Below are 21,725 nucleotides of genomic sequence, written 5' to 3'. Positions count from 1 at the left end.
AGGTTTCCGGTTACCGGCTACCGGTTACCGGTGACTGGAAACCGGAAACGGGCAACAAGATTGAACATTGGTTTAATAATTGAATATAGGTTTCAATTCCATATTTAATCTCATTCACAAAAATAAACTCATCTGCTGAATGAGAACGAGCCGAATCGCCCGGTCCGATTTTAACTGAGGGAACCGGAATTAGCGCCTGATCGGAAGCGGTGGGTGAACCATATTGCGCAATGCCCAACTTCTCCGCAGCACGTACCAACACATGATCGGCCGGAATGCCGGAAGGGCGCAACCTTAACGACCGCGGAATAACTTCACAGGAAACATGTTGCTGAATAATCTCCAGCACTTCTTCCAGGGTGTACGCATCCGTTACCCGCACATCAACGGTAAACGCACATTCAGCGGGCACTACATTGTGTTGCTGACCAGCATGAATTACGGTTACTGACATTTTCACTTCACCCAAGGTTGGTGATATTTTCGGAAACCGGAATGAACGAAACCATTCTATATCATGAAATGCTTTATAGATGGCATTCTCCCCTTCTTCCCGTGCGGCATGACCGGCCTTGCCTTTTGTAACACAGTCGAGTACCAACAAACCTTTTTCAGCAATGGCCATCTGGCACAACGTAGGTTCCCCTACAATAGCAAAATCAATTTTAGGAAATGATGCCCAGATGCTTTCAATACCATTCTTACCGGAGATTTCTTCTTCCGCGGTTGCAGCCAATAACAAATTAAAGGACAGATTTTCCTGATTGTAGAAATGAAGAAACGTGGCGATCAATGAAACCAGCGGCCCGCCTGCATCATTGCTGCCTAAACCAAATAACTTGTCATCAATAACCTCGGCACTAAACGGATCGCGTGTGTACGATGGGTTTGGCTTGACCGTGTCGTGATGCGAGTTAAGCAAAATGGTAGGCTTACTTTCATCGAAAAACTTATTCACTGCCCACACGTTGTTTCCATGCCGGCTCACCAACACACCATACCCTTCTAAAAATTCTGCAATCAACTGCGCAGTCTTCTCCTCTTCACGACTGAAGGATGGAGTCGAGATCAGTATCTTGAGTAGGTCTACTATTCTATCGAATTGAACCATCTGATTTTTATCAAATTCTGTTACCGGTTTCCTGTCGCCAGTTACCGGTGACTGGCAACAGGCAACCAGTAACCAATAACTATTTCACAATCAACGTACCCTCCGTTTCTTGTCCTACGTTTTGCAACAAGTGTGTTGCCTCGCCAATCAACACTTCCTTTACACCAGCGTTTATAGCCGCAAATGCATTTTCAAGCTTGGGCAGAATACCATCGGCAAACAAACCTTGCGTCAACAAGGTCTTGTAACTGCTTTCATCCAGCAACCGAATCACTGAGGAATCATCTTCAATATTTTTTAACACACCTCTTTTCTCAAAACAGAAAATCAGGCGCGTATCGAAATGTTTACTGAGGGCTATCGCGAGCACCGATGCAATCGTATCGGCATTGGTATTTAATATTGCCCCATCGGCATGTGTAAGCGATGCGAACACCGGAACAACGTTTTGCTTGAGTAAAAAATACAAAAGCGAAGTATTGACATCAGCCGGGGTAATGTCGCCCACAAAACCGAAATCAACTTCACCAACCGGTCGTTTTTTCGCTTTGATCATGTTTCCATCCGCACCGGTTACGCCCAACGCATTGCAACCCAACGGTTGAAGTTGCGCTACCAATTGCTTGTTCACCAATCCGCCATACACCATCGTTACCAGGTCGCGGGTATCGGCATCGGTAATTCTTCTGCCCTTTACAAAGTTGGCCTTAATTCCAAGTTGCTCACCAATCTTGGTGGCCAGTTTGCCTCCGCCATGTACAAGAATCTTCGGTTCTCGGATATGCGAAAAATCCTGAAGGAATTTTTTCAAGGCCTCCGGGTTATCCAGTACGTTACCACCAATCTTAATAACAAATAACCTATTCATATTATTACTAGTAGGCGGTGAGCAATATGCAGTAGGCAACATGAATGACACCTGATTGCTATTACACTTGCCTATTTTCTATTGCTTTTCAAAATTTCACTCAAAACCACCTGCGCTGCCCACACTCGGTTACCGGCCTGTTGTGTTACCAGGCTATTGGCACTATCAAGCACTTCATCACTCAACTCTACATTCCTTCGCACAGGTAAACAGTGCATGACCTTTGCCTGATTTGTTTTTGCTAATTTCTGATTCGTCAACATCCATGACGGATCGTTGCAATAAATCTTTCCGTAATCGGTATACGTGCTCCAGTTCTTTACATACACGTAATCCGCATCACGCAAGGCTTCTTCCTGATTGTGGGTAATGGTTGCTCCTTTTGTAAACTGTACATCCAGCTCATAGTCCTCCGGATGTGCAATTACAAAATCAGCCTCTCCCCACGCGTTGATCCACTGCGCAAAACTGTTAGCCACGCATTGCGGCAATGCCTTTACGTGGGGCGCCCACGTTAATACCACTTTAGGTCTGCGATTTTCTTTAAAAGTTTCAGAAATGGTTATCACATCGGTCAGACTTTGCAACGGATGCAACGTTGCACTCTCCAAACTCACAATTGGAATACCGGAATACTTGATAAACTGATTGATGACCAATTCACAGTAATCCTCCTCTTTATGTTTCAATAGCGGAAAGGTACGCAAACCCAAAACATCAAAATACTTACCCAGCACCGGGGCTGCATCTTTCACATGTTCCACCGTGGTGCCGCTCATGATCACTTCTTCTTCAAACTCAAGCGCCCAACCTTCCGGCCCTACATTAAATACAATCGTATCCATTCCCAGATTCTGCGCAGCTATTTGTGTGCTTAGTCGTGTGCGCATGCTGGGGTTCAGAAACAGCAGGCCCATTCGCTTGCCTGCTCCCAATGACTTATCTGCCAACGGATTTGTTTTATACGCCAGTGCTTTATCCACCAATCGCGAAATACTCGTCACATCCTGTATGGAAACAAAATTCTTCATTCCAATTCTTGCTTCAACGCTTGTAAAAAAATATCCAGCTCATTCTTGGTTACGGCCAATGAAGGCAGCAACCGAATCGTGTTGGGCTTGGCTTCACCCGTGAAAATATGATGCTTCATCAGCAAATCTGTTCTAACCGACTTTTTCGCTTCGGGCAAATCAAACCCAAGCATGAGTCCGCGGCCACGAACATGAGGTATCGCACTAAAATCATTTAACTGATCAATCAGGTAACCGCCAAGTTTCGCTGCATTCTCAATCAGCTTTTCATTTTCAATAACCTCTAACACGGCCAACGCAGCCGCACACGCCAGGTAGTTACCGCCAAACGTAGTACCCAACATACCGCTCCACGGTTTTATATCGGGATGAATCAACACGCCTCCAATTGGAAAACCGTTGCCCATGCCTTTGGCAGTTGTAATAAGACCAGGCTTTACACCCGCATATTGATGCGCAAAAAACTTTCCGGTGCGACCGTAGCCCGATTGAATTTCATCCAGGATCAGCAATGATCCATTAGCCTTACATTTGGATTCAAGAAATTGAAGAAATGAATCCTCAGGAACGTGAATTCCACCAACACCCTGAATACCTTCTATGATAACAGCCGCTACCTGATCATTCAATATCTCTTCAAATGCTTGCTCATCATTCATCGGCACAAACACAATATCATGCCCGGCATTAAAAGGGGCGATAATTTTAGGGTTGTCGGTTGCTGCTACCGCACCGGACGTGCGGCCGTGAAATGCTTTTTTAAATGCGATAATTTTTTTTCTTCCGGTAACGAAAGATGCAAGCTTCAACGCATTCTCGTTTGCTTCTGCACCTGAATTACAAAGAAAGAGTTGATAATCCGGACAGCCGGAAAGTGTTCCAAGTTTTTCGGCCAACTCTTCCTGCATCGGATTCTGAACGCTGTTGGAATAGAATCCGATTTGCTGGAGTTGATCCGTGATCCGTTTTACATAATGCGGATGGGAATGACCGATGGAAATAACCGCATGGCCACCATAAAGATCAAGATACTGTTGACCCTGATCATCCCAAATCCACGAACCCTCGGCTTTTACCGGTGTAATGTTGAAGAGCGGATAAACGTCAAATAGTTTCATTTTAAAATACGTTTCCTTTCAACTTCAATCCTAAGGTCTCATCCAATCCGAACATGATGTTCATGTTTTGTACGGCCTGTCCGGATGCTCCTTTCAATAAGTTATCGATAGCAGAATGTATCACTAATTTATTTCCTTCTTTCTCCAGATAGATCAAACACTTGTTGGTGTTTACCACCTGTTTCAGATCGATCATAGCATCTGACACATGTGTAAAGGGATGACCTTTATAGAATTCCTTGTATAACTGATTCAATTCATATAACGATTTCTGACTTTCCACCACTGAACTCACGAAAATACCGCGGGTGAAATCACCACGCCACGGCACAAAATTTACTCTGCCCTCAAATGTTGGTTGCAACTGCTTTAGCGATTGATTGATCTCAGGCACATGTTGATGTGTAAGCGTTTTATAGGCCGAGATATTACTAGCCCGCCAGGTAAAATGCGTTGTGTCCTGAAGTTTTTGTCCGGCACCAGTTGAGCCGGTTATACCGGTTGTATATACTTCTTTCAACAAACCTTTACTCGCCAACGGTAACAACCCCAACTGAATCGCGGTAGCAAAGCAACCCGGATTGGCAATGCTTTGCGCAAAGCGAATTGACTCACGGTTCAATTCAGGTAAACCATATATAAAAGCGCGACCCGCAGCGCTATCACCCAGCCGAAAATCATTACCAAGATCAATGATTTTTACCGAACTGTTTATTGCGTTTTCTTGCAGAAATTTTTTACTTTCTCCATGCCCCATGCACAAGTACAATACATCCACATCGGAAGAAATTGAATCTGAAAAATTCAAATCCGTTTCTCCAATCAAATCGGTATGCACGGTATGCACCGGTTTACCCGCATGGCTTCTGCTGTGAACATACGTCACGGTTACACCCGGGTGGTTAATCAACAGCCGAAGTGTTTCCCCTCCGGTATACCCTGCCCCGCCAATAATACCAGCTTTAATTTTCAACATCGTTCTGTATTGCGTGATAAATCCCAACCTGATTGCCAAATATTTTCGTAAAGCCTTTCACGTCATCACCGGTCCAACCCAAATTCATCTCCCCGTACTTGCCAAATTTAGCCGACATCAAATCATAAGGTGATTCAATGCCCAACACTTGAAAACGGTAGGGATAGAGTTCAACATGTACTTCTCCGGTTACGTGTTGTTGCGTGCTGGTCAGAAATGCCTCGATATCGCGCATAACGGGATCAAGGTACTGACCTTCATGCAACCAGTTGCCATAAAACTGTGCCAATTGATCCTTCCAACTCAATTGCCACTTGGTAAGCACGTGTTTCTCCAACGCATGATGCGCTTTGATGATCAGCATGGGTGCAGCAGCTTCAAACCCAACACGGCCTTTAATACCAATGATGGTATCGCCTACGTGAATATCACGACCAATACCATACGGCCCGGCAAGTTGTTGCAGATACTGAATAGCTTCAACCGGGTGAGAAAACTGCTGCTCATTCACTTTTTTCAACTCGCCCTTTTCAAAATGCAACACCACCCGCTCACTTCCGGATTTTGTTACCGGTGTAGGCCACGCTTCTTCGGGTAACATACCCAACGAGTTAAGGGTTTCCTTTCCACCAACGGATGTTCCCCAGATTCCTTTATTAATAGAGTATTGTGCTTTTTCAAAATTCATCGCCACACCCTTCTCTTTCAGGTAGGCAATCTCTGCTTCACGCGAAAGTTTTAACTCACGAATAGGGGTAATGATTTCTATTCCCGGAAGCAGAATATTCAACACCATATCAAAACGTACCTGATCGTTACCGGCACCGGTACTGCCGTGGGCCACGCCATCTGCACCAATTGATTTGGCATATTCAGCTACCGCCAACGCCTGCGACATCCGCTCCGCGCTTACACTTAAGGGGTATGCGTTATTCTTCAACACATTTCCATAAACCAGGTAACGGATAACCTTGTCGTAGTACGTTCGTGTTTCATCAACCGTTTTATGATTTACCGCACCTAACGACAACGCATGTGCTTCAATGCGCTTCAATTCGGCTTCATCAAAGCCACCGGTATTTACCGTGATGGTATGCACATCCACATGCATGTCATCCTTCAGGTACTTGACACAAAATGAGGTATCGAGCCCTCCGCTGAAGGCCAAAACAATTTTCTTCTTCATCTTACCAAAAGAAAAAACTTAAAATAGAATTCTTCTTCGGCTCACCTGTACCAGAGCCATTATTCTTGTTGCGCGAACGCAACAGCACGTACTGCTTGAACTTCACCCAACGCTCAAACAGCTTAAAGTTGCCTTTAAACCTGCGCCTGCGCTTCCGCTTCAGTTTTCCATCGGCAGTAACCACGGTTTGCGACTTCACAGGCTGTGCCGCCTGAATTTTTGCAGCGGCTTCTGCCGGATCGAACAGCATAGCCGTGCACATGCAGTTCGTGCGGTTTTTGCTCATCAATATTTCAAAGTTCACGCAGCTGCGGCAACCTTTCCAGAATTCTTCATCGGTGGTTAGCTCGGAATAGGTTACCGGCTCATAGCCCAGATCGGAGTTGATCTTCATCACTGCCAGCCCCGTGGTGAGTCCGAATATTTTGGCTTCGGGATATTTCTTCCGCGACAGTTCGAATATTTTCTTTTTGATGTCGGTAGCCACACCACTCTTGCGAAACGCGGGCGACACAATGAGGCCGGAGTTGGCCACGTACTTCTCGTGTTGCCATGCTTCGATGTAGCAAAAGCCCACCCAGGTTCCATCGGAGGTAACGGCTATTACTGCCTTACCCTCCTCCATCTTCATCTCGATGTATTCGGGTGAGCGTTTGGCAATGCCGGTTCCGCGCGCTTTCGCGGATTCTTCCATCTCCTGTGTGATGGTGGGTGCGTAGTGTTTGTCGTCTGCTGTGGCCAGCCGGACGATGATGTTGTTATGTTCCATTGATCGTTACGATATGGATTACGCCCGTATACACCTGTGGGGCATCAGGGCAGTGTTAATAAAATTTTAGAATGAGTGGACGTGAATCACGTCAAGGCACATCCTGTGCTACACAAGATGTGGTTCGCCAATAAAATCGGGCTTACGGTATCAGATACGCACAAAGCGCGTAGGTCGGCATCGCCTGGTCACCATACAGGCTGGTGTAGAGAACAGAATTGTTCTGGGGGTTTGAAAAGCTGCCGTAGCTGCTTTTGTAGTGGTGAATGGTGTTTTCAATTTCTTTCGTTACGGTTAAGTAAAACGTTAGATAAAAGTCATGCAGTTAATTTGTTTAAACGTATTGCAAAGGTATACGATAATTATTTAGAAATGGTCAACTTTTTTTCAGGAAATAAAAAATTCTGCCTAACGGGAGTTAGCAACTTCTGCTACTCGCTTCTGGCGCAGCGCTCCTCTGGTGTTGTAGCCTCACCCATCTAGACAACTGCGATCATACAAGTCGTGCTGCCCTCTCCGCAGGAGAGGGCAATTCAGTTTTGCGTTGAGCAAGACTGTAATGAGTGAGACGAAACCTTAGGTGCGTTAAAAACTTTGTGCCTTAGAGTCTTGGCGGCCTCTTAATATAAGGTCAGTTACTTTTCAATTTTCCTGAAGCCCGGTAACGCCAACTTAAACTTCAGCGCCACCAACCGGATGCAGATGATCACCAGAATTGAAATGGAGAGGTTGTAGTTGCGCTCCAGTGGTGTGTGGATGTCTATAAGAAGGTAGACGATGGCACCAGCCAGACACGCAGTGGCATAAATTTCCTTTCGGAAGATCACCGGCAGTTCGTTGGTGAGCGTGTCGCGGATAACGCCACCCATTACCGCTGTGAACATGCCCATGATAGCGGCTATCTCCGGCTGCACGCCCAGACCGATAGCCTTCTCTACACCGAGGATGGTGAAGAACGAAATACCAAGTGTATCGAACAGCATGAACGTTCTGCGTAGTTTGATGAACACGCGGAAGAAGAGAATGGCTGTTACCACACCGATCAGCACCGCGTATAGAAAGTTGATGTCGCCAATCCAAACCAACGGATAGCTTCCCAACATCATGTCGCGGATGGTACCGCCACCGATGGCCGTTAAGAATCCCGTGAAGGCCGCGGCAAACCAGTCGTGCTCCTTGTCTTGCATCGCCAGCGCACCGGAGATGGCGAAGAAAAATGTACCGATAAGTTCAAGCGGGTATTGAAAGACCACAAGGATTAAATTTCTTCAAAGTTAGAGTAGCAAAAATAAGAGCAAATTGAATCTCAACCGATAAGCTTATTCTTTAGAATTAAGTAATACACCATCTTGGTATAACTCTATCTTTAAAGTGTCACCATTTTCCTTAAAGAAAACACTCACACCGTTAAGTTGTCCGTTATTATAATTTTTTAGTCTATTCAGTTGACCAGTTCTATAATACATTTTGTCTTCGCCATGTATTTTTCCATTCTTATAATGCCTTATACTCCCGAGTACTCCATCTTCGTACCAGAAAAAATAATCTCCTTCAAGCTTATGATTTTCATTGCGATAACTCAATTTATTCTTGTTCCCATTTTTATAATATGATACTGAAGGCCCAACTAGACTATCATTTTTAAAAAAGGCGGAATCATGCAACTGCCCATTATCATACCAAACAAAAAAAACACCGTTCTTCTTCCCATTCTCGTAATAAATTTCTGGAAAAATCTTACCGTTTTTATGGTACTCTCTTACTAAACCATCTTTGTTGCCATGAAAGGTGCATTTACAAGTAATTATAACAATAAATAAAACCACCAAGAGATTAGCAGTTTTCTTTACACATGTCATGATAGACTTTTACTAATGTTAAACAAACCTCAAAAATCCGGACACGGAATCACCAGTTTGTCGCGGGGTGGTTTGCGCGGATCGCGCATCGGCCATGTATAAACCATACTAAACTCGTGCGCACCGCCACTGCCTGCACCCAGTTTGGAAATGGTATAGTCGTAACTGTAGCCAATGTTCAATGCCTGCTTGGCGCCAATGTTCGTGAAGCCCAGCAACAAAACAATCGACTCATTATTTACAAACCCATTGACTTGCTTGAATGGCACACCACGGTACCACAAGCCGAGTACAAGCGGTTCGGCCGTGTAATACAACCCGAGGTCAAGCTGATCAAACTCGCCCTGATGGCGGTATTGAAAAACCGGTGCGATGCTGCGTTCGGCTTCCTGGGCATACACGCCACTGCCCTTCACTCCGGGCTTCATATAATATTTGAAACCGCCATGTACCGAAAGCTTGATCGGCAGCGGACTGTTTTCATCAATGATGGATTGATTTGGTTGATTGAGGTGAAAGGCCGCCACACCCAGCCATGCCGATTTGGTGAACAGCACACCACCAAGTGAAAGATCAACAAATGTTTTGCTGAAGTTGGTACGGAATTGTTCGGCTGTTGTCGGATTAATAATCTCACCGGTCTGCGGATCAAACTGATCACCAAACGTTAACCGGTTAAAATTGATATCACGATTGTATAACGCAATCTGTGCGCCCGGGCGAAACCCGAGGTTTTCAGAAAACTGAAGTTCATAGGAATACTGTAACCCGACATTCAAGGAACGTAATCCGGCAAGACCTTCAATATCCCTATTCAGGATTATACCTACTCCACTCCTGGCATCTTCAATGAAATAATCAAAGTAAGCCGACATAGTAGTGAAGTTGGCATCAATGGCCGGCCACTGGTTGCGGTAGTTAATGCCGGCACGTGCCTGCCCGGTACCCCCGGTAAGCGCTGGATTTAAGTAAAGGGGCGCTGCGTAGAACTGCGAGAACTGCGGATCCTGCGCAGTTACTTCCCGCGGTGAAAAAAGTATAAACACTCCGCCAAGGAGAATCAAAAAAACAGAATAACGGGTCGGTTTACGCAACAGCATCGGAGCAAATTAAAGCGATTCGTAGTATTTAAAAAACCTCGGGCGGGTAAAAGCCTGTGTTTTCTGATTCTTAACGATATTTTTGGTCAAATTGTATACTTTCGTGATGGTTGGGCGTTTTTATGTTGCCCGATTACAGGGTTTAAACCAAGTTGAGGTATCTGAAGTTTTAAAACGTTTAACATGATTCAGAAAATGCGGTGGTGGGTGATTGTTTTGTGTGGATTGGCAGCCAATGTTTCAGCGCAGGATTTTACACGGTATAACTGGTATTTTGGAAACAGCAATGCGGCCATCCGGTTCAGCCGCTCCGATAATTCAGCTTCATTGGTAACCAATCAAAAGCTTCCGTTCGGAACAGGCGGAAGTGCGGTAGCCACAAATCCCATCAATGCCGACCTGATGTTTTATACAGATGGTTCGCGCGTGTACGATATTTCTGGCGTAGCCACGCCCATGCCCAACGGCACAGGTTTACTAGGAAACACAAACGGAAACCAACCCGTAGCCATCTGCCCGGTACCGGGTGCACCCAATCAATATTATGTGTTCACCAACAGTGCCAATGGTGTTGCAGGTGGTTCGATTGTATTCAGCATTGTCGACATGACGTTGCCTGGAAATTCGGCATTTGGTGCACCCTTTACAGGAGAAGTGACTACTAAAAACCAGGCGATTGCCGGATTGACCAATCGCTCCGAAGCCATGCTGGTTGTACCGCATGGTAATGGAACCGACTACTGGCTGATCACACACGAAAACGGAACGGATAATTACTCCGTAACCCATGTACAACCCGCAGGTGTTTTTGCCACCACAAATTTCGGCAACCTGACCGGGGGATTTAATATTTCAGCCTCCAACTTTGCCTATCACGAAGGCATTGGAAAAATTGCTGTCTCTCCGCTTACTGTTGATCGCAACATTGCTATTCTTGATTTTGATCCAGTTACCGGTTTACTTTCATTCGATCAATTTGTGCTCAACTCTGCCAGCAACCTGGTCGGTGCCATTTACGATACGGAGTGGAGTCCTTCCGGAAGATTTTTATACATCTCCAGAAGAAACGATTCCGGTGCCGATGCGCAAGTGCTGCAATTTGACACCACAAACCCGATCACCACATTGACACCTGTGTTACCCGTATCCGTGAATGGCAGTTACGGCATCCAGATCGCGCCAGACACTGCTATTTATCACATCTATCAGGCAACGGGTGGCGGACCATTTTTACTGGGAAGATTAACCGATGCCGATAGCGTTGGTACTTTGGTGCAATACGAACCCACTGCGTTTACCTCAAACCCGAACATTAACGGAACACAATTTCCTTCCTTCTCCCCTGCATTCGATCTGAACTTAACAGTTTCATTTGTTACCGCAGGCACATGTTCCAATTCACCCATTTCCTTTTTTCCAACTGTTACACCTGATGCCGATAGTTTGGTTTGGGATTTTGGTGACGGACAAAGTTCAAATGCATGGAGTCCCGTGTATGCGTATCAAAACGGTGGCGCATTCAATGTCACTGTAACTGCTTTCTTAAATGGCGAAACGGCTACAGCAACAAATCCCATAAACATCACCCAGTTCGATCTTCAATTGCAGTTGGTACAAGACACAACGGCTTGTGAGTGCGAGCTACCCGTAAACAACGGCACACCACCTTGCCCGAATGACACGAGTGATGATTTTTCCGTAGAAGTTCAGGTTCAAGGCGGGTCACCAATATCTTTCGAGTGGTCAAATGGCGATACCGGTCCAATTCTCACGCCTGATTCTGCCGGTTATTATTATGTAGTAGTAACTGATGCTACCGGTTGTGAAGCATATGCCGGTGTAAACATCCGTGAGTATGGATTGCAAGACCAGCGTGCAAACATCTGGTACTTCGGGCAAAACGCAGGTATCGATTTTAATGAACAACCACCCGTATCCATTTCAGGGCCGCTGAATAGTCCCGAAGGTGTATCGGTAATCAGTGATCGTAACGGACAGGTTATACTCTCTACAGACGGAGTTCGCGTTTACAATAAAAATGATGTGGAAATTACACAAACCGTTGACGGAACACCAATTGTGATACCACCCGGTATTGGTGGCGAAACAGGTTCAACTCAATCGGCCTTGATTATTCCCGTTCCCGGAGATGAAACACTCTTCTATATTTTCACCACGCAGGAAGTTCACGGTTCAGGAACGTATGAATTGCGCTACACGCTATTCGACCTGAAAGAAGATAATGGCAATGGCGGTATTATTGAATTCAATCAACTGCTGTTCACCCGAAGCACAGAACGCATCACCGGTAACGCCAACTGGCTTATCGCGCATGAATATGGAAACAATTCCTTCCGTGCCTACCGCATTACGCAAGCCGGTATTTTAAGTCCGGTTATTTCGAGCATCGGTTCGGATCATACGTTCAATACACCCGAAGCCGGACAAGGCTACATGAAACTGGGCGGACAAAATTTGTTGGCTGTTGCCTTGTCGGAGCCTGGAGTTTCAAACCGGTTAGAAATATTTGACTTTGTGGATTCTACCGGTGTAGTAACTAATTTCCGGATTGCCGATTTAAACACCGCCAATGGACAGGTGTATGGCGTGGAATTTTTTGGAAATAAAATTTTCGCCACGCTGCGCGGTACACCATCCGCTATCCGCGAGTTTTATATCGACTTTGAAGGAAACCCGCAATTGATTTCGCCTCCCTTGGCCGACATTGGAGAAGAACTTGGTGCCATACAGATTGGCCCGGACGGACAGTTGTATGTAGCCGTGAATAATCGAAATGCGTTAGGGTTAATTTTGGTTAACCCGGATACGCTACAGGTGTCGAACTTCAACGTGACTGGTTTTGCATTAACCTCCGGCCAAAGCCAGTTGGGTTTACCGAACTTCATTCAAAACGTAGGCAACCCGATTCAACCACCAGGAATGGACATCGCAGGATTTTGCCTAGGTGAACCAACCCTGTTTACTGGATTTGGCACAGATCCAATCGATGAATTTCAATGGTCTTTTGGTGATGGCTTTACTTCTGATTCATCTCAGGTTGAACATACGTATGCGGCTGCTGGTGATTACACAGTAACGTTAAGAATCTTTAACCGATGCGGCTTAGATACCACATTTGTACAAACCATCACCATCTTCCCACCTCCACCAAATCCCACATTCTTACCTGCTGGCGTACCGCAACCGGTAATTTGTAATGGTGATTTGTTGCTGGAAGCTTTACCCGCAACAACTCCCAATCTGGCAGATCTTACTTTCTTTTGGTCGACCGGTGAAACAACCCGTGAGATTACCGTATCACAACAAAGCCTTGTAAGTGTAACCATCACCAATACAGTCAGTGGATGTACTTCGGCAGGATCCATTATCGTGGCCGATAACCGGCCACCGGTTGAACTCGGACCGGATCAAACCTTGTGTCAGAATGTTCCGCTATTTCCGTTGGATGCCAGCAACCCCGGTGCTGTATATGTGTGGACAATCAATGGTGCTCCTGCCGGAACCGCACAAACACAATCAGTTGACAGCAGTGTGCCTGGTATCTTTGAATACATCGTTTCAGTAACCGATCCGATTACAACCTGTAACGTTCAGGATACCGTAACCTTTACGTTCAATGAATCACCTGCATTCACCGCTGTTCCCTCCAACACGGCAGCATGTGGTACGAATACCGGACAAATTGCCTTAACCATTAATAGTCCGGTAGGAAGTTTATTTAGCTATTTCGTTACCGGTCCATCCACTACACTTCAGGGAATCGATCAGCCAACCGGTGCAGTGGTAAATGCTGGACTTACCGCATTGGGTGCGGGTACGTATGGTATTACCGTTGCCGATCAGGTTTCCGGTTGTGCTACCATCACCACCGTTGGAATAAGTGACAATGTAATTGACATTATCAGCGCGGTTGCGCAAACACCAACCTGTGATCCGGTGGCGATCGATGTGCAAACAACCGGCATTGTAACCATAGCTTCAGCCACTTATAGAATTACAGACTCAGGAACCGGTACTGAAGTAGTTCCATCTACCTCATTAGGTGCTGCAAACTTTACTACACTTCCTGTTGCCGCACCGGGCAACTATACTATTGAAGTTTCTGATGGTAGTTGTATTGCAACAGAAGATATCACCATAAATCCCAATCCTCCCGTGGCTTTTACGGTAGCATCAAATGGATGTACCGATCCTGTTACCGTAACGGTGACTGGTGGAAGCACGTATTCCTGGACTGGCCCGAACATTACCAGCGCCACAAATATTGCCTCCATAACAGCAACACCCCCTCAAGGACCACAAACCTATACCGTTACCGTTACTGGTGGCGCAGGCACCTGCCCGGTAACACAGGATGTTGTTGTGAACGTGAACAACAACCTTACTGTTGACTTCACCCAATCCGATGCCTGTGAAGATCAGGTAACGTTAACCGCTACCACATCTGCTCCCGGCAGCTACACCTACATCTGGACACGCGATAATGCACCGATACCGGGTGGACAAACCATATTGGCTAATATTGCGGACAATGGATCCACGTATTTTGTAACAGTGCAAAATGCAATATCGGGTTGTAGCTTCGATTCACCGCCTAAGGAAGTAATTGTTGCTAATCTTCAATTGACCATGACCACCACCACACCGTGTACAGGATCACCCTTCACGTTAACCGCCACAACCAACCAGCCTGGAACCAATTTCCAATGGTCGGTAGATGGCAATAACATTACTGGTGCGACAAATGCTACACTTAACCGCACCACCGGTGGCTTGTATCGTGTAACGGGTACATTGCCAGGATGTACACGCTTTGTTGAGAACCTGGTTGACCTATTCCCAACTACACCCGGTGCATTACCGCAACGCGCACTCATTTGTAACAATCCGGCTAACCCCGATCCGAATACACGCGAAATACTGCTTGATCCGGGTGCTGGTTTTATCAGCTACGATTGGTCGCAGGGAGGCGTACCATTGGGCATTACCACGCAAACCTTGTTGGTTATTGAACCTGGCGTGTACGGAGTTGACCTGACCAACTCATTCGGATGTGTAAGCACCGATATCATCGATGTGATTGAACAATGTAAGCCCCGCATTGTAGCCCCTACAGCTTTCCGCCCGGGCAGCCCGATTGACTTAAACCGTGAATTCGGTGTGCTCACCTTCTTCATTGATGATACCGGATTTGAAGTCTTCATCTTCAACCGCTGGGGTGAAATGGTGTATCAATCGAGCGACCGCCTGTTTAAGTGGAACGGTGGGTACAACAACAACTTCTCCCAATTACTTCCGGCTGGCACCTATACGTATGTAGTGAAATACCGCAGCATCTACGAAGAAGAAATTCAGGAACAGCGGGGTGGCGTGGTGTTGATGCGTTGAAGGATCGAGGTCCCTAAAAATCTCTGTGGCCCTCAGCGGGTTCTCTTGTATTCTCTCTGCGGTAAAACTCTAAACCGCGGAGTTCGCAGAGAGCTTACGCAGAGCATCCGCAGAGAAAGCTAAACCCCTTTAGATGCGTTTACCCTGCTACAGGGTCGCACTTTTTTATCCTAACCCTCAACTGCTTAACTTGCCTTAAATCCTTTACCTATGATCCGATTTTCAATTTTTGCCCTCTCCATATTCCTGTTGTGTTGCTGCAAATCCAACCAACAGGAAGAAGTTATACAATCAACATCCGTAAACATTGTTCCCATACCGGTTACCGTTAACCAAGCGGGTGGATTTTTTACCTTGCCCGATACCGTGACGATTGCTGCCGGATCAACCGCAGAACAGGATGTAGCTGAATTCTTACTCAGCTTCTTTTCAACACAAGGTGTTCCGGCTAAGCTTACGCAAGATTCTACCGCTACCATTGTGCTGCGTAGTTTTGTTTCGAAAGAAATGTTACCGGAAGGATATTACCACATGGTGGTAAACGAAAACGGTGTTGATATTTTTTCCACCACTGCCTCCGGGTTATTCTACGGAGTACAATCCCTGATGCAGCTAATTCAGCAAGAACAAAACCGTTGGAAGATTCCAACCGCAACCATTACTGATTTTCCCCGCTTCGCCTGGCGCGGCCTGCACCTGGATGTGTGCCGCCATTTCTTTCCTGTCGATTTTGTTAAACGCTACATCGACCTGATGGCGCAATACAAGTTCAATACGTTTCACTGGCACCTCACCGAGGATCAGGGCTGGCGGATTGAAATAAAGAAATACCCGAAGCTGGCCACCACGGCTGCTTACCGGAAAGAAACACTGGTTGGGCATTACAGCGATCAACCGCACCAGTTTGATGGACAGCGTTATGGTGGTTACTACACACAGGAGGAAATCAAGGAAGTGGTGGACTATGCTGCCAAACGTTTCGTTACCATCGTGCCTGAAATAGAAATGCCCGGGCATGCCCTGGCTGCGCTCTCGGCCTATCCGCACCTCGGTTGTACAGGCGGACCGTATGAAGCTGCCACATTATGGGGTGTTTTTGATGATGTATTCTGTGTCGGAAAAGAAAGTACGTTTAAGTTTCTGGAAGATGTGTTGGATGAAGTCATTACGTTATTCCCGGGCGAATACATTCACGTGGGCGGAGATGAATGTCCGAAGACCCGGTGGGAAAAATGTGAACACTGCCAGAAGCGCATAAAAGACGAAGGGCTGCATGATGAACACGAATTGCAAAGCTACTTCATCACGCGCATGGAAAAGTACCTGAACAGCAAAGGCAAAAAATTAATTGGCTGGGATGAAATTTTAGAAGGCGGCCTCGCACCCAACGCAGCCGTTATGAGTTGGCGTGGCGAAGAGGGCGGGATTGCTGCCGCACAATCCGGACATAACGTGGTGATGTCACCGGGCTTTGCCCTTTACTTTGATCACTATCAGGGCGAACCCAAAGATGAACCCGTAGCGTTTGGCGGAAATACACCGCTCAAAAAGGTTTACGAATATGATCCGGCTCCCACGTCACTAAGCCAGGAGGAGATGAGTTACATTTTAGGTGCTCAGGCCAATTTATGGACGGAGTACATCCAAACTCCGGAACATGCAGAATATATGGCGTATCCGCGTGCACTGGCGTTAGCTGAGGTTGTCTGGTCGCCCAAAGAAAACCGCGACTGGAACAATTTTGTGCAACGGTTACCCCATCAATTCATGCTACTCGACCGCAAAAATGTCAATTACCGTAAACCAAAACCCGAAGAACTGAAATAACTGGACACGCGTGCCGGTGTTTTGTATTTTCGTACATCATTTAATTTAAAGACTCATGAAAAAACTTCTGTTAATACTCGGACTCATCATTGTATTCCCATCTTTCTCAACCGTATTGGAACAAATCATTAAAACCCAGATGCACATTACCATCCGCAATGAACTGGGCAACACGGTTGAGGGTGCCACTGTAAAGCTTTTCGAAACAGAAGACGATTATAAAAACGAAACCAACGTGGCTGCTGAAGGAGTTACGGACGCAAAAGGCATTGTTAAATTCAAGGAACTGAAAGCCATCTCCTACTATGTGTTGGCCGAAAAAGACGATCTGAATAATTTTGGAGGTGGTGAACAAACCGGAAAACTGGAGGAAAAGCGCATCAATAAAGTGACTATTGTTATTCAATGAGCCTGACCAGTCGCGGGCAACTGCAACAAGCGCTTCACGTCTATTCCTCACCATTTAAAGAAGAAATAGCCTTTCAGGAAGATTTACTGCAATTGCTTCAGGCTGAACGATGCTATCATCGTGATCATTTGCCCGGACACATCACAGGCTCTTCGTGGATTATTGATGACGCATATAAACGGGTTGTCTTACTCCACCACGGCAAACTGAACAAATGGCTTCAGCCGGGTGGCCATGCCGATGGCGATGAGAATATTTTTAGAGTAGCGCTACGCGAAGCGGAAGAAGAAACCGGCATTACAAACCTGAGATTAGTGAAGCCCGGTATCTTCGATCTGGACATTCATCCGATTCCGGAACACAAAGGTTTTCCAGAACACCTTCATTATGACATCCGGTTTATTTTTGTTGCACCCGCACATCAATCCTTACAATGTTCAGATGAATCACACGAGCTGAAATGGATTTCGTTACACGAAGTGGAAGCGCTGACGGATTACAATACTTCTATCAGTCGCATGGTACACAAAACAAAGTTGTTAGCGCGAAGTAATCAGCACTAAGGCAAAGGCAATCACTACCATCCAGAATTTGTAAACCGCAAGGGCCGGAATCAATACCCACTGCATCTGCATCATAACGGCCAGCAACACCAACAATACAGCAATGCCTTTAATGATGTTTCGGGTTTTGTTGCTCATATCTTCAGATTTAAAGTTTGGCTAAGCTAAGATTTTAGAATCGAAATTTCTAAAGCTTGCCCAAAATTATAGTTTGCCACAAAGTCAAAAGAACACTGCGCAATCTAACCAATTTGATAAAATCTGAGTCTCCGATTTTAATTACTTTTTCACGCAAAGAAGTCGCAAAGAAATTACGCAAAGCTCGCAAAAAGTAGACCTGCTTTCGTCTTGGTGGGCTTTGCGTGCATTTGGCTTTGCGGGTTTTGCGTGAATCTAACTACATGAAATCTCAAAGCAGAACTAATACCATTCACTGATACCCTCAGCAGGTTTCCAATCAGCATCAGGTTCGTAGTGCTTCCACAACAACGCAGAAATTTCACGCAGTAACACATAACCCTCATTGTCGGATGTCCAGCTTTCATCTTCCTGATTTTTGGTGACAACACAAAACACATAATCACCATGCGGAGCATTCACCAGCACCACTTCCGAACGCGATTTGTTTACAGCACCTTGCTTGGACGCCACCTGCACATAGGGAGGAATTTGCGACAACGCTTCGCCATCCCAATAAATACGCGTCAGGTTTCGATAAATGCGTTCGCTGGCTCGTTTGGAAATGATATTCCCCTCATGGATGCGCATGAGTAACTCAGCCATTTCACGTGGCGTAGTTTGTCCCCAACCGTATTGCTTCCAGTTTTCCTGGCGCCCTTCCGTTCTGGAATTCACACGCGTGTGGGCAAAACCATAGTTATCCAATAAGGCATTGATGGCCGTTCCTGTTCCAGCTATATACTGGCACCATAAGCTGGCCGTATTGTCGCTGGTGGTAATCATCAGCATCAACACCTTGCTCAGCGAAATTTTTTCTCCATCCTTAAACGAGCCCAAAATATCCTCACCGGCATAGAGCAGCGAATCGCGATAGGTTAAAACTGAATCATATTTTAATTCGCCCTTTTCAATTTTATCGAAGATGCCAATGGTAATCGGCACCTTGATCATACTGGCCGTAGGAAACAGAGAATCGGCATGGATGGCAACCTCTTCGCCTGTCTTTAAATTCTTCACAAAAATCCCAACATCACCGCGAAATCCCTCCACACGTTTTTGGATTTTACTTTCCAGGGTTTCCGTTTTTGTAGAACAAGCCAGTGTGCCGATAGCAATCAATAAGGCAGATACATAAATTTTCATTTCCCGATGGGTTTAAACGCTCATCAAAATGGCAAATAAATTTTAGTTTTACACCCTATGGCCGAAATCGGTACAGACATTGAAAAGGCAGTAACCCTGTTAACGCAGGGCGAATTGGTGGCCATCCCCACCGAAACCGTGTACGGACTTGCCGGCAACGCATTGAATGTAGAAGCCGTAGCAAAAATTTTCGTTGCGAAAAACCGTCCGCAATTTGATCCGCTTATTGTTCATATTCCTGCCTTATCATTCGCCAAAAATTACGTAACCGAAATTCCAAAAAAAGCTGAACGACTGGCCCAGTTATTCTGGCCCGGACCGCTCACGCTGGTGCTTGAAAAAAAAGATGACACCATTCCGGCCCTTGTTACCTCCGGATTGAAAACCGTTGGCTTTCGCAGCCCCGATCATCCACTTACCCGAAAATTACTGACGAACCTTCCCTTTCCATTGGCAGCTCCCAGCGCCAATCCGTTTGGTTATGTAAGTCCGACTACGCCCGAACACGTGAACGAACAGTTAGGTGATAAGATTGGCTATATTTTAGATGGAGGTGTTTGCTCGATTGGTATTGAATCGACCATTGTGGGTTTTGAAGGTGAGGAACCGGTAGTGCTACGCCTCGGTGGTTTAAGTCTGGAGCGCCTTGAGGCCGTTACCGGAAAATTGAAAGTGCACACACTCTCCACTTCAAACCCGCTTGCACCCGGCCAGTTAAAAAGTCATTATGCCCCCGGCAAACCGCTCAAGCTTGGCAAGCTGGAAGAATTGCTGCAAGAATACCCCGCTCACGACTCAGGCATCCTGAGTTTTTCACGTGATTTCAATTCACCCTATCAGCGCATTCTTTCACGCAGTGGAAACATGGAAGAAGCCGCCCGCAACCTGTTTCAGTCGCTTCGCGATTTTGATAAGATGCCGATAGACATCATCCTGGCCGAACTACTGCCCGAAGAAGGCCTTGGTCGCGCCATTAACGACCGGTTAAAACGTGCTGCTGCTGTTGACAATTCATGATTGTCCGCGTACTTTACACCTTTATCCGATTTTCAGGCTCGCAAACGTTTACACATGCTCGAAAAGAAAAAGAAAGTACTGGTCCTCACCGGTGGTGGCGATTGCCCCGGTTTAAATGCCGTGATTCGTGGAATTGTTAAACGCGCGCGAAAAGAAAAAACCTGGGAAGTGTACGGCAGCATTGAAGCCTTTAATGGCGTGCTGAATGAACCCCAGCAGATTGTTCGACTGAATACACGAAAAACGGCAGGCATTCACGTAAAGGGTGGAACCATTTTAAAGACCACCAACAAATCGAACCCGCTTAAATTTCCGTTCATTCAAAAAGATGGTTCGGTAAAGGAAACTGATCGCTCGTCTGAACTCATCGAGAAGATCCACAAACTTGGCTTTGATGCCGTGATCAACATTGGTGGCGATGGCTCACAAAAAATTTCGCGGGTACTTTTTGAAAAAGGATTGAACATTGTAGGGGTTCCGAAAACCATCGACAATGATTTATCGGCAACCGACATGACGTTTGGCTTTCAAACAGCCGTGCAAATAGCCACCGATAGTTTTGATAAGTTGGTAACCACAGCAGAAAGCCATCATAGGGTAATGATTATGGAAGTGATGGGCCGCGATGCCGGATGGATTGCCCTGCACACCGCCATAGCCGGTGGCGCGGAGATATGCTTAATACCTGAAATACCCTACGACATTGAAAAACTGGTAAAGCGGATTGATACGCGCTACAAACTCGGAAAAGGCTTTGTAAACATTGTGCTGGCCGAAGGCGCCAAACCCAAAGACGGAACCATTGTGTCGCGTAAAGGCGAAAAAGGATCGGAACATGTACGCCTGGGTGGCGTTGCCTTTCAGCTCTCAAAACAATTAAAAGATGCGGGCTGTACAGCCGAAATACGCGAAACGGTTTTAGGTCATATCCAACGGGGCGGCACACCCACTGCATTTGATCGTGTGCTGGCCTCCTTGTTTGGCGTTAAGGCCATGGAGTTGGTTATTCATGGCGAGTACGGCAAAATGGTATCGTACAAAAACAACAACATCACCTACGTTTCATTGGAAGAAGCGACACGTGAATACAACATTGTAAACAAAGACTCCTTTTTGGTAAAAGCAGCCAAAGGATTGGGAATTAGTTTTGGGGATTAAC

Annotated in this window: 18 protein-coding genes; 6 read left to right on the top strand and 12 right to left on the bottom strand. The window is 46.1% G+C overall.

Annotation, left to right across the window (positions count from 1 at the left end; all coding sequences use genetic code 11):
* Window positions 1-10 precede the first annotated feature (10 nt).
* The 10 genes from QY309_04505 to QY309_04460 all read right to left on the bottom strand — a co-directional run bounded on the left by QY309_04505 (window position 11) and on the right by QY309_04460 (window position 10,018).
* Window positions 11-1,111 (bottom strand): M20 family metallo-hydrolase, encoded by a 1,101-nt coding sequence (locus QY309_04505; GenBank protein ID WKZ60742.1) that lies wholly within the window; start codon window positions 1,109-1,111, stop codon window positions 11-13.
* A 79-nt stretch (window positions 1,112-1,190) separates the two neighbouring features.
* Window positions 1,191-1,979, bottom strand: a complete 789-nt coding sequence (gene argB, locus QY309_04500) for an acetylglutamate kinase (protein WKZ60741.1) — start codon at window positions 1,977-1,979, stop codon at window positions 1,191-1,193.
* 71 nt (window positions 1,980-2,050) lie between these two features.
* Entirely contained in the window at window positions 2,051-3,010 is a 960-nt protein-coding gene (locus QY309_04495; GenBank protein WKZ60740.1) for an acetylornithine carbamoyltransferase, read from the bottom strand.
* Complete coding sequence (locus QY309_04490) at window positions 3,007-4,128, bottom strand: aminotransferase class III-fold pyridoxal phosphate-dependent enzyme (protein WKZ60739.1); 1,122 nt, start codon at window positions 4,126-4,128, stop codon at window positions 3,007-3,009. The genes QY309_04495 and QY309_04490 overlap by 4 nt, the downstream gene beginning before the upstream one ends.
* A gap of 1 nt (window position 4,129) precedes the next feature.
* Window positions 4,130-5,104 (bottom strand): N-acetyl-gamma-glutamyl-phosphate reductase, encoded by a 975-nt coding sequence (gene argC / locus QY309_04485; protein ID WKZ60738.1) that lies wholly within the window; start codon window positions 5,102-5,104, stop codon window positions 4,130-4,132.
* A complete protein-coding gene (gene argG, locus QY309_04480; GenBank protein WKZ60737.1) occupies window positions 5,091-6,290 on the bottom strand; it encodes an argininosuccinate synthase in 1,200 nt (399 codons plus the stop codon). The genes argC and argG overlap by 14 nt, the downstream gene beginning before the upstream one ends.
* Window position 6,291: 1 nt before the next feature.
* Window positions 6,292-7,059: a GNAT family N-acetyltransferase gene (locus QY309_04475; GenBank protein WKZ60736.1), complete on the bottom strand. Its 768-nt coding sequence runs from the start codon at window positions 7,057-7,059 to the stop codon at window positions 6,292-6,294.
* 635 nt (window positions 7,060-7,694) lie between these two features.
* Window positions 7,695-8,312, bottom strand: a complete 618-nt coding sequence (locus QY309_04470; GenBank protein ID WKZ60735.1) for a trimeric intracellular cation channel family protein — start codon at window positions 8,310-8,312, stop codon at window positions 7,695-7,697.
* Between the two features lie 66 nt (window positions 8,313-8,378).
* Entirely contained in the window at window positions 8,379-8,918 is a 540-nt protein-coding gene (locus tag QY309_04465) for a toxin-antitoxin system YwqK family antitoxin (protein ID WKZ60734.1), read from the bottom strand.
* Window positions 8,919-8,947: 29 nt separating this feature from the next.
* The gene (locus QY309_04460; GenBank protein ID WKZ60733.1) at window positions 8,948-10,018 is read right to left on the bottom strand and encodes a type IX secretion system membrane protein PorP/SprF; all 1,071 of its coding nucleotides are present in this window, start codon (window positions 10,016-10,018) and stop codon (window positions 8,948-8,950) included.
* 183 nt (window positions 10,019-10,201) lie between these two features.
* On the opposite strand from QY309_04460, the gene QY309_04455 reads away from it, so the two are divergent.
* From QY309_04455 to QY309_04440, 4 genes are all read left to right on the top strand, one after another.
* Entirely contained in the window at window positions 10,202-15,427 is a 5,226-nt protein-coding gene (locus tag QY309_04455; protein ID WKZ60732.1) for a PKD domain-containing protein, read from the top strand.
* Window positions 15,428-15,637: 210 nt separating this feature from the next.
* The gene (locus QY309_04450; protein WKZ60731.1) at window positions 15,638-17,254 is read left to right on the top strand and encodes a beta-N-acetylhexosaminidase; all 1,617 of its coding nucleotides are present in this window, start codon (window positions 15,638-15,640) and stop codon (window positions 17,252-17,254) included.
* 55 nt (window positions 17,255-17,309) lie between these two features.
* Window positions 17,310-17,663, top strand: coding sequence for a hypothetical protein (locus tag QY309_04445; GenBank protein ID WKZ60730.1), 354 nt, complete (start codon window positions 17,310-17,312; stop codon window positions 17,661-17,663).
* Window positions 17,660-18,226, top strand: coding sequence for an NUDIX hydrolase (locus QY309_04440; GenBank protein WKZ60729.1), 567 nt, complete (start codon window positions 17,660-17,662; stop codon window positions 18,224-18,226). Before QY309_04445 ends, QY309_04440 begins: the two co-directional genes overlap by 4 nt.
* Here the strand turns inward: QY309_04440 and QY309_04435 are convergent.
* Together QY309_04435 and QY309_04430 are read right to left on the bottom strand one after the other, a co-directional pair.
* Entirely contained in the window at window positions 18,203-18,364 is a 162-nt protein-coding gene (locus tag QY309_04435) for a hypothetical protein (GenBank protein WKZ60728.1), read from the bottom strand. The two genes, QY309_04440 and QY309_04435, sit on opposite strands and share 24 nt — an antisense overlap.
* 282 nt (window positions 18,365-18,646) lie before the next feature.
* Window positions 18,647-19,549, bottom strand: coding sequence for a serine hydrolase (locus tag QY309_04430; protein WKZ60727.1), 903 nt, complete (start codon window positions 19,547-19,549; stop codon window positions 18,647-18,649).
* 57 nt (window positions 19,550-19,606) lie between these two features.
* Between QY309_04430 and QY309_04425 the strand changes: the two genes are divergently transcribed.
* Complete coding sequence (locus QY309_04425; protein WKZ60726.1) at window positions 19,607-20,566, top strand: L-threonylcarbamoyladenylate synthase; 960 nt, start codon at window positions 19,607-19,609, stop codon at window positions 20,564-20,566.
* A gap of 54 nt (window positions 20,567-20,620) precedes the next feature.
* A complete protein-coding gene (locus QY309_04420; GenBank protein WKZ60725.1) occupies window positions 20,621-21,724 on the top strand; it encodes an ATP-dependent 6-phosphofructokinase in 1,104 nt (367 codons plus the stop codon).
* The last annotated feature ends 1 nt before the right edge of the window (window position 21,725 follow it).

This window comes from Cyclobacteriaceae bacterium (assembly GCA_030584025.1).
Taxonomy (GTDB): Bacteria; Bacteroidota; Bacteroidia; order Cytophagales; family Cyclobacteriaceae; genus UBA2336.
The sequence above is the reverse complement of the archived record's forward strand: the minus strand, read 5'-3'. Positions and strand labels throughout refer to the sequence as shown.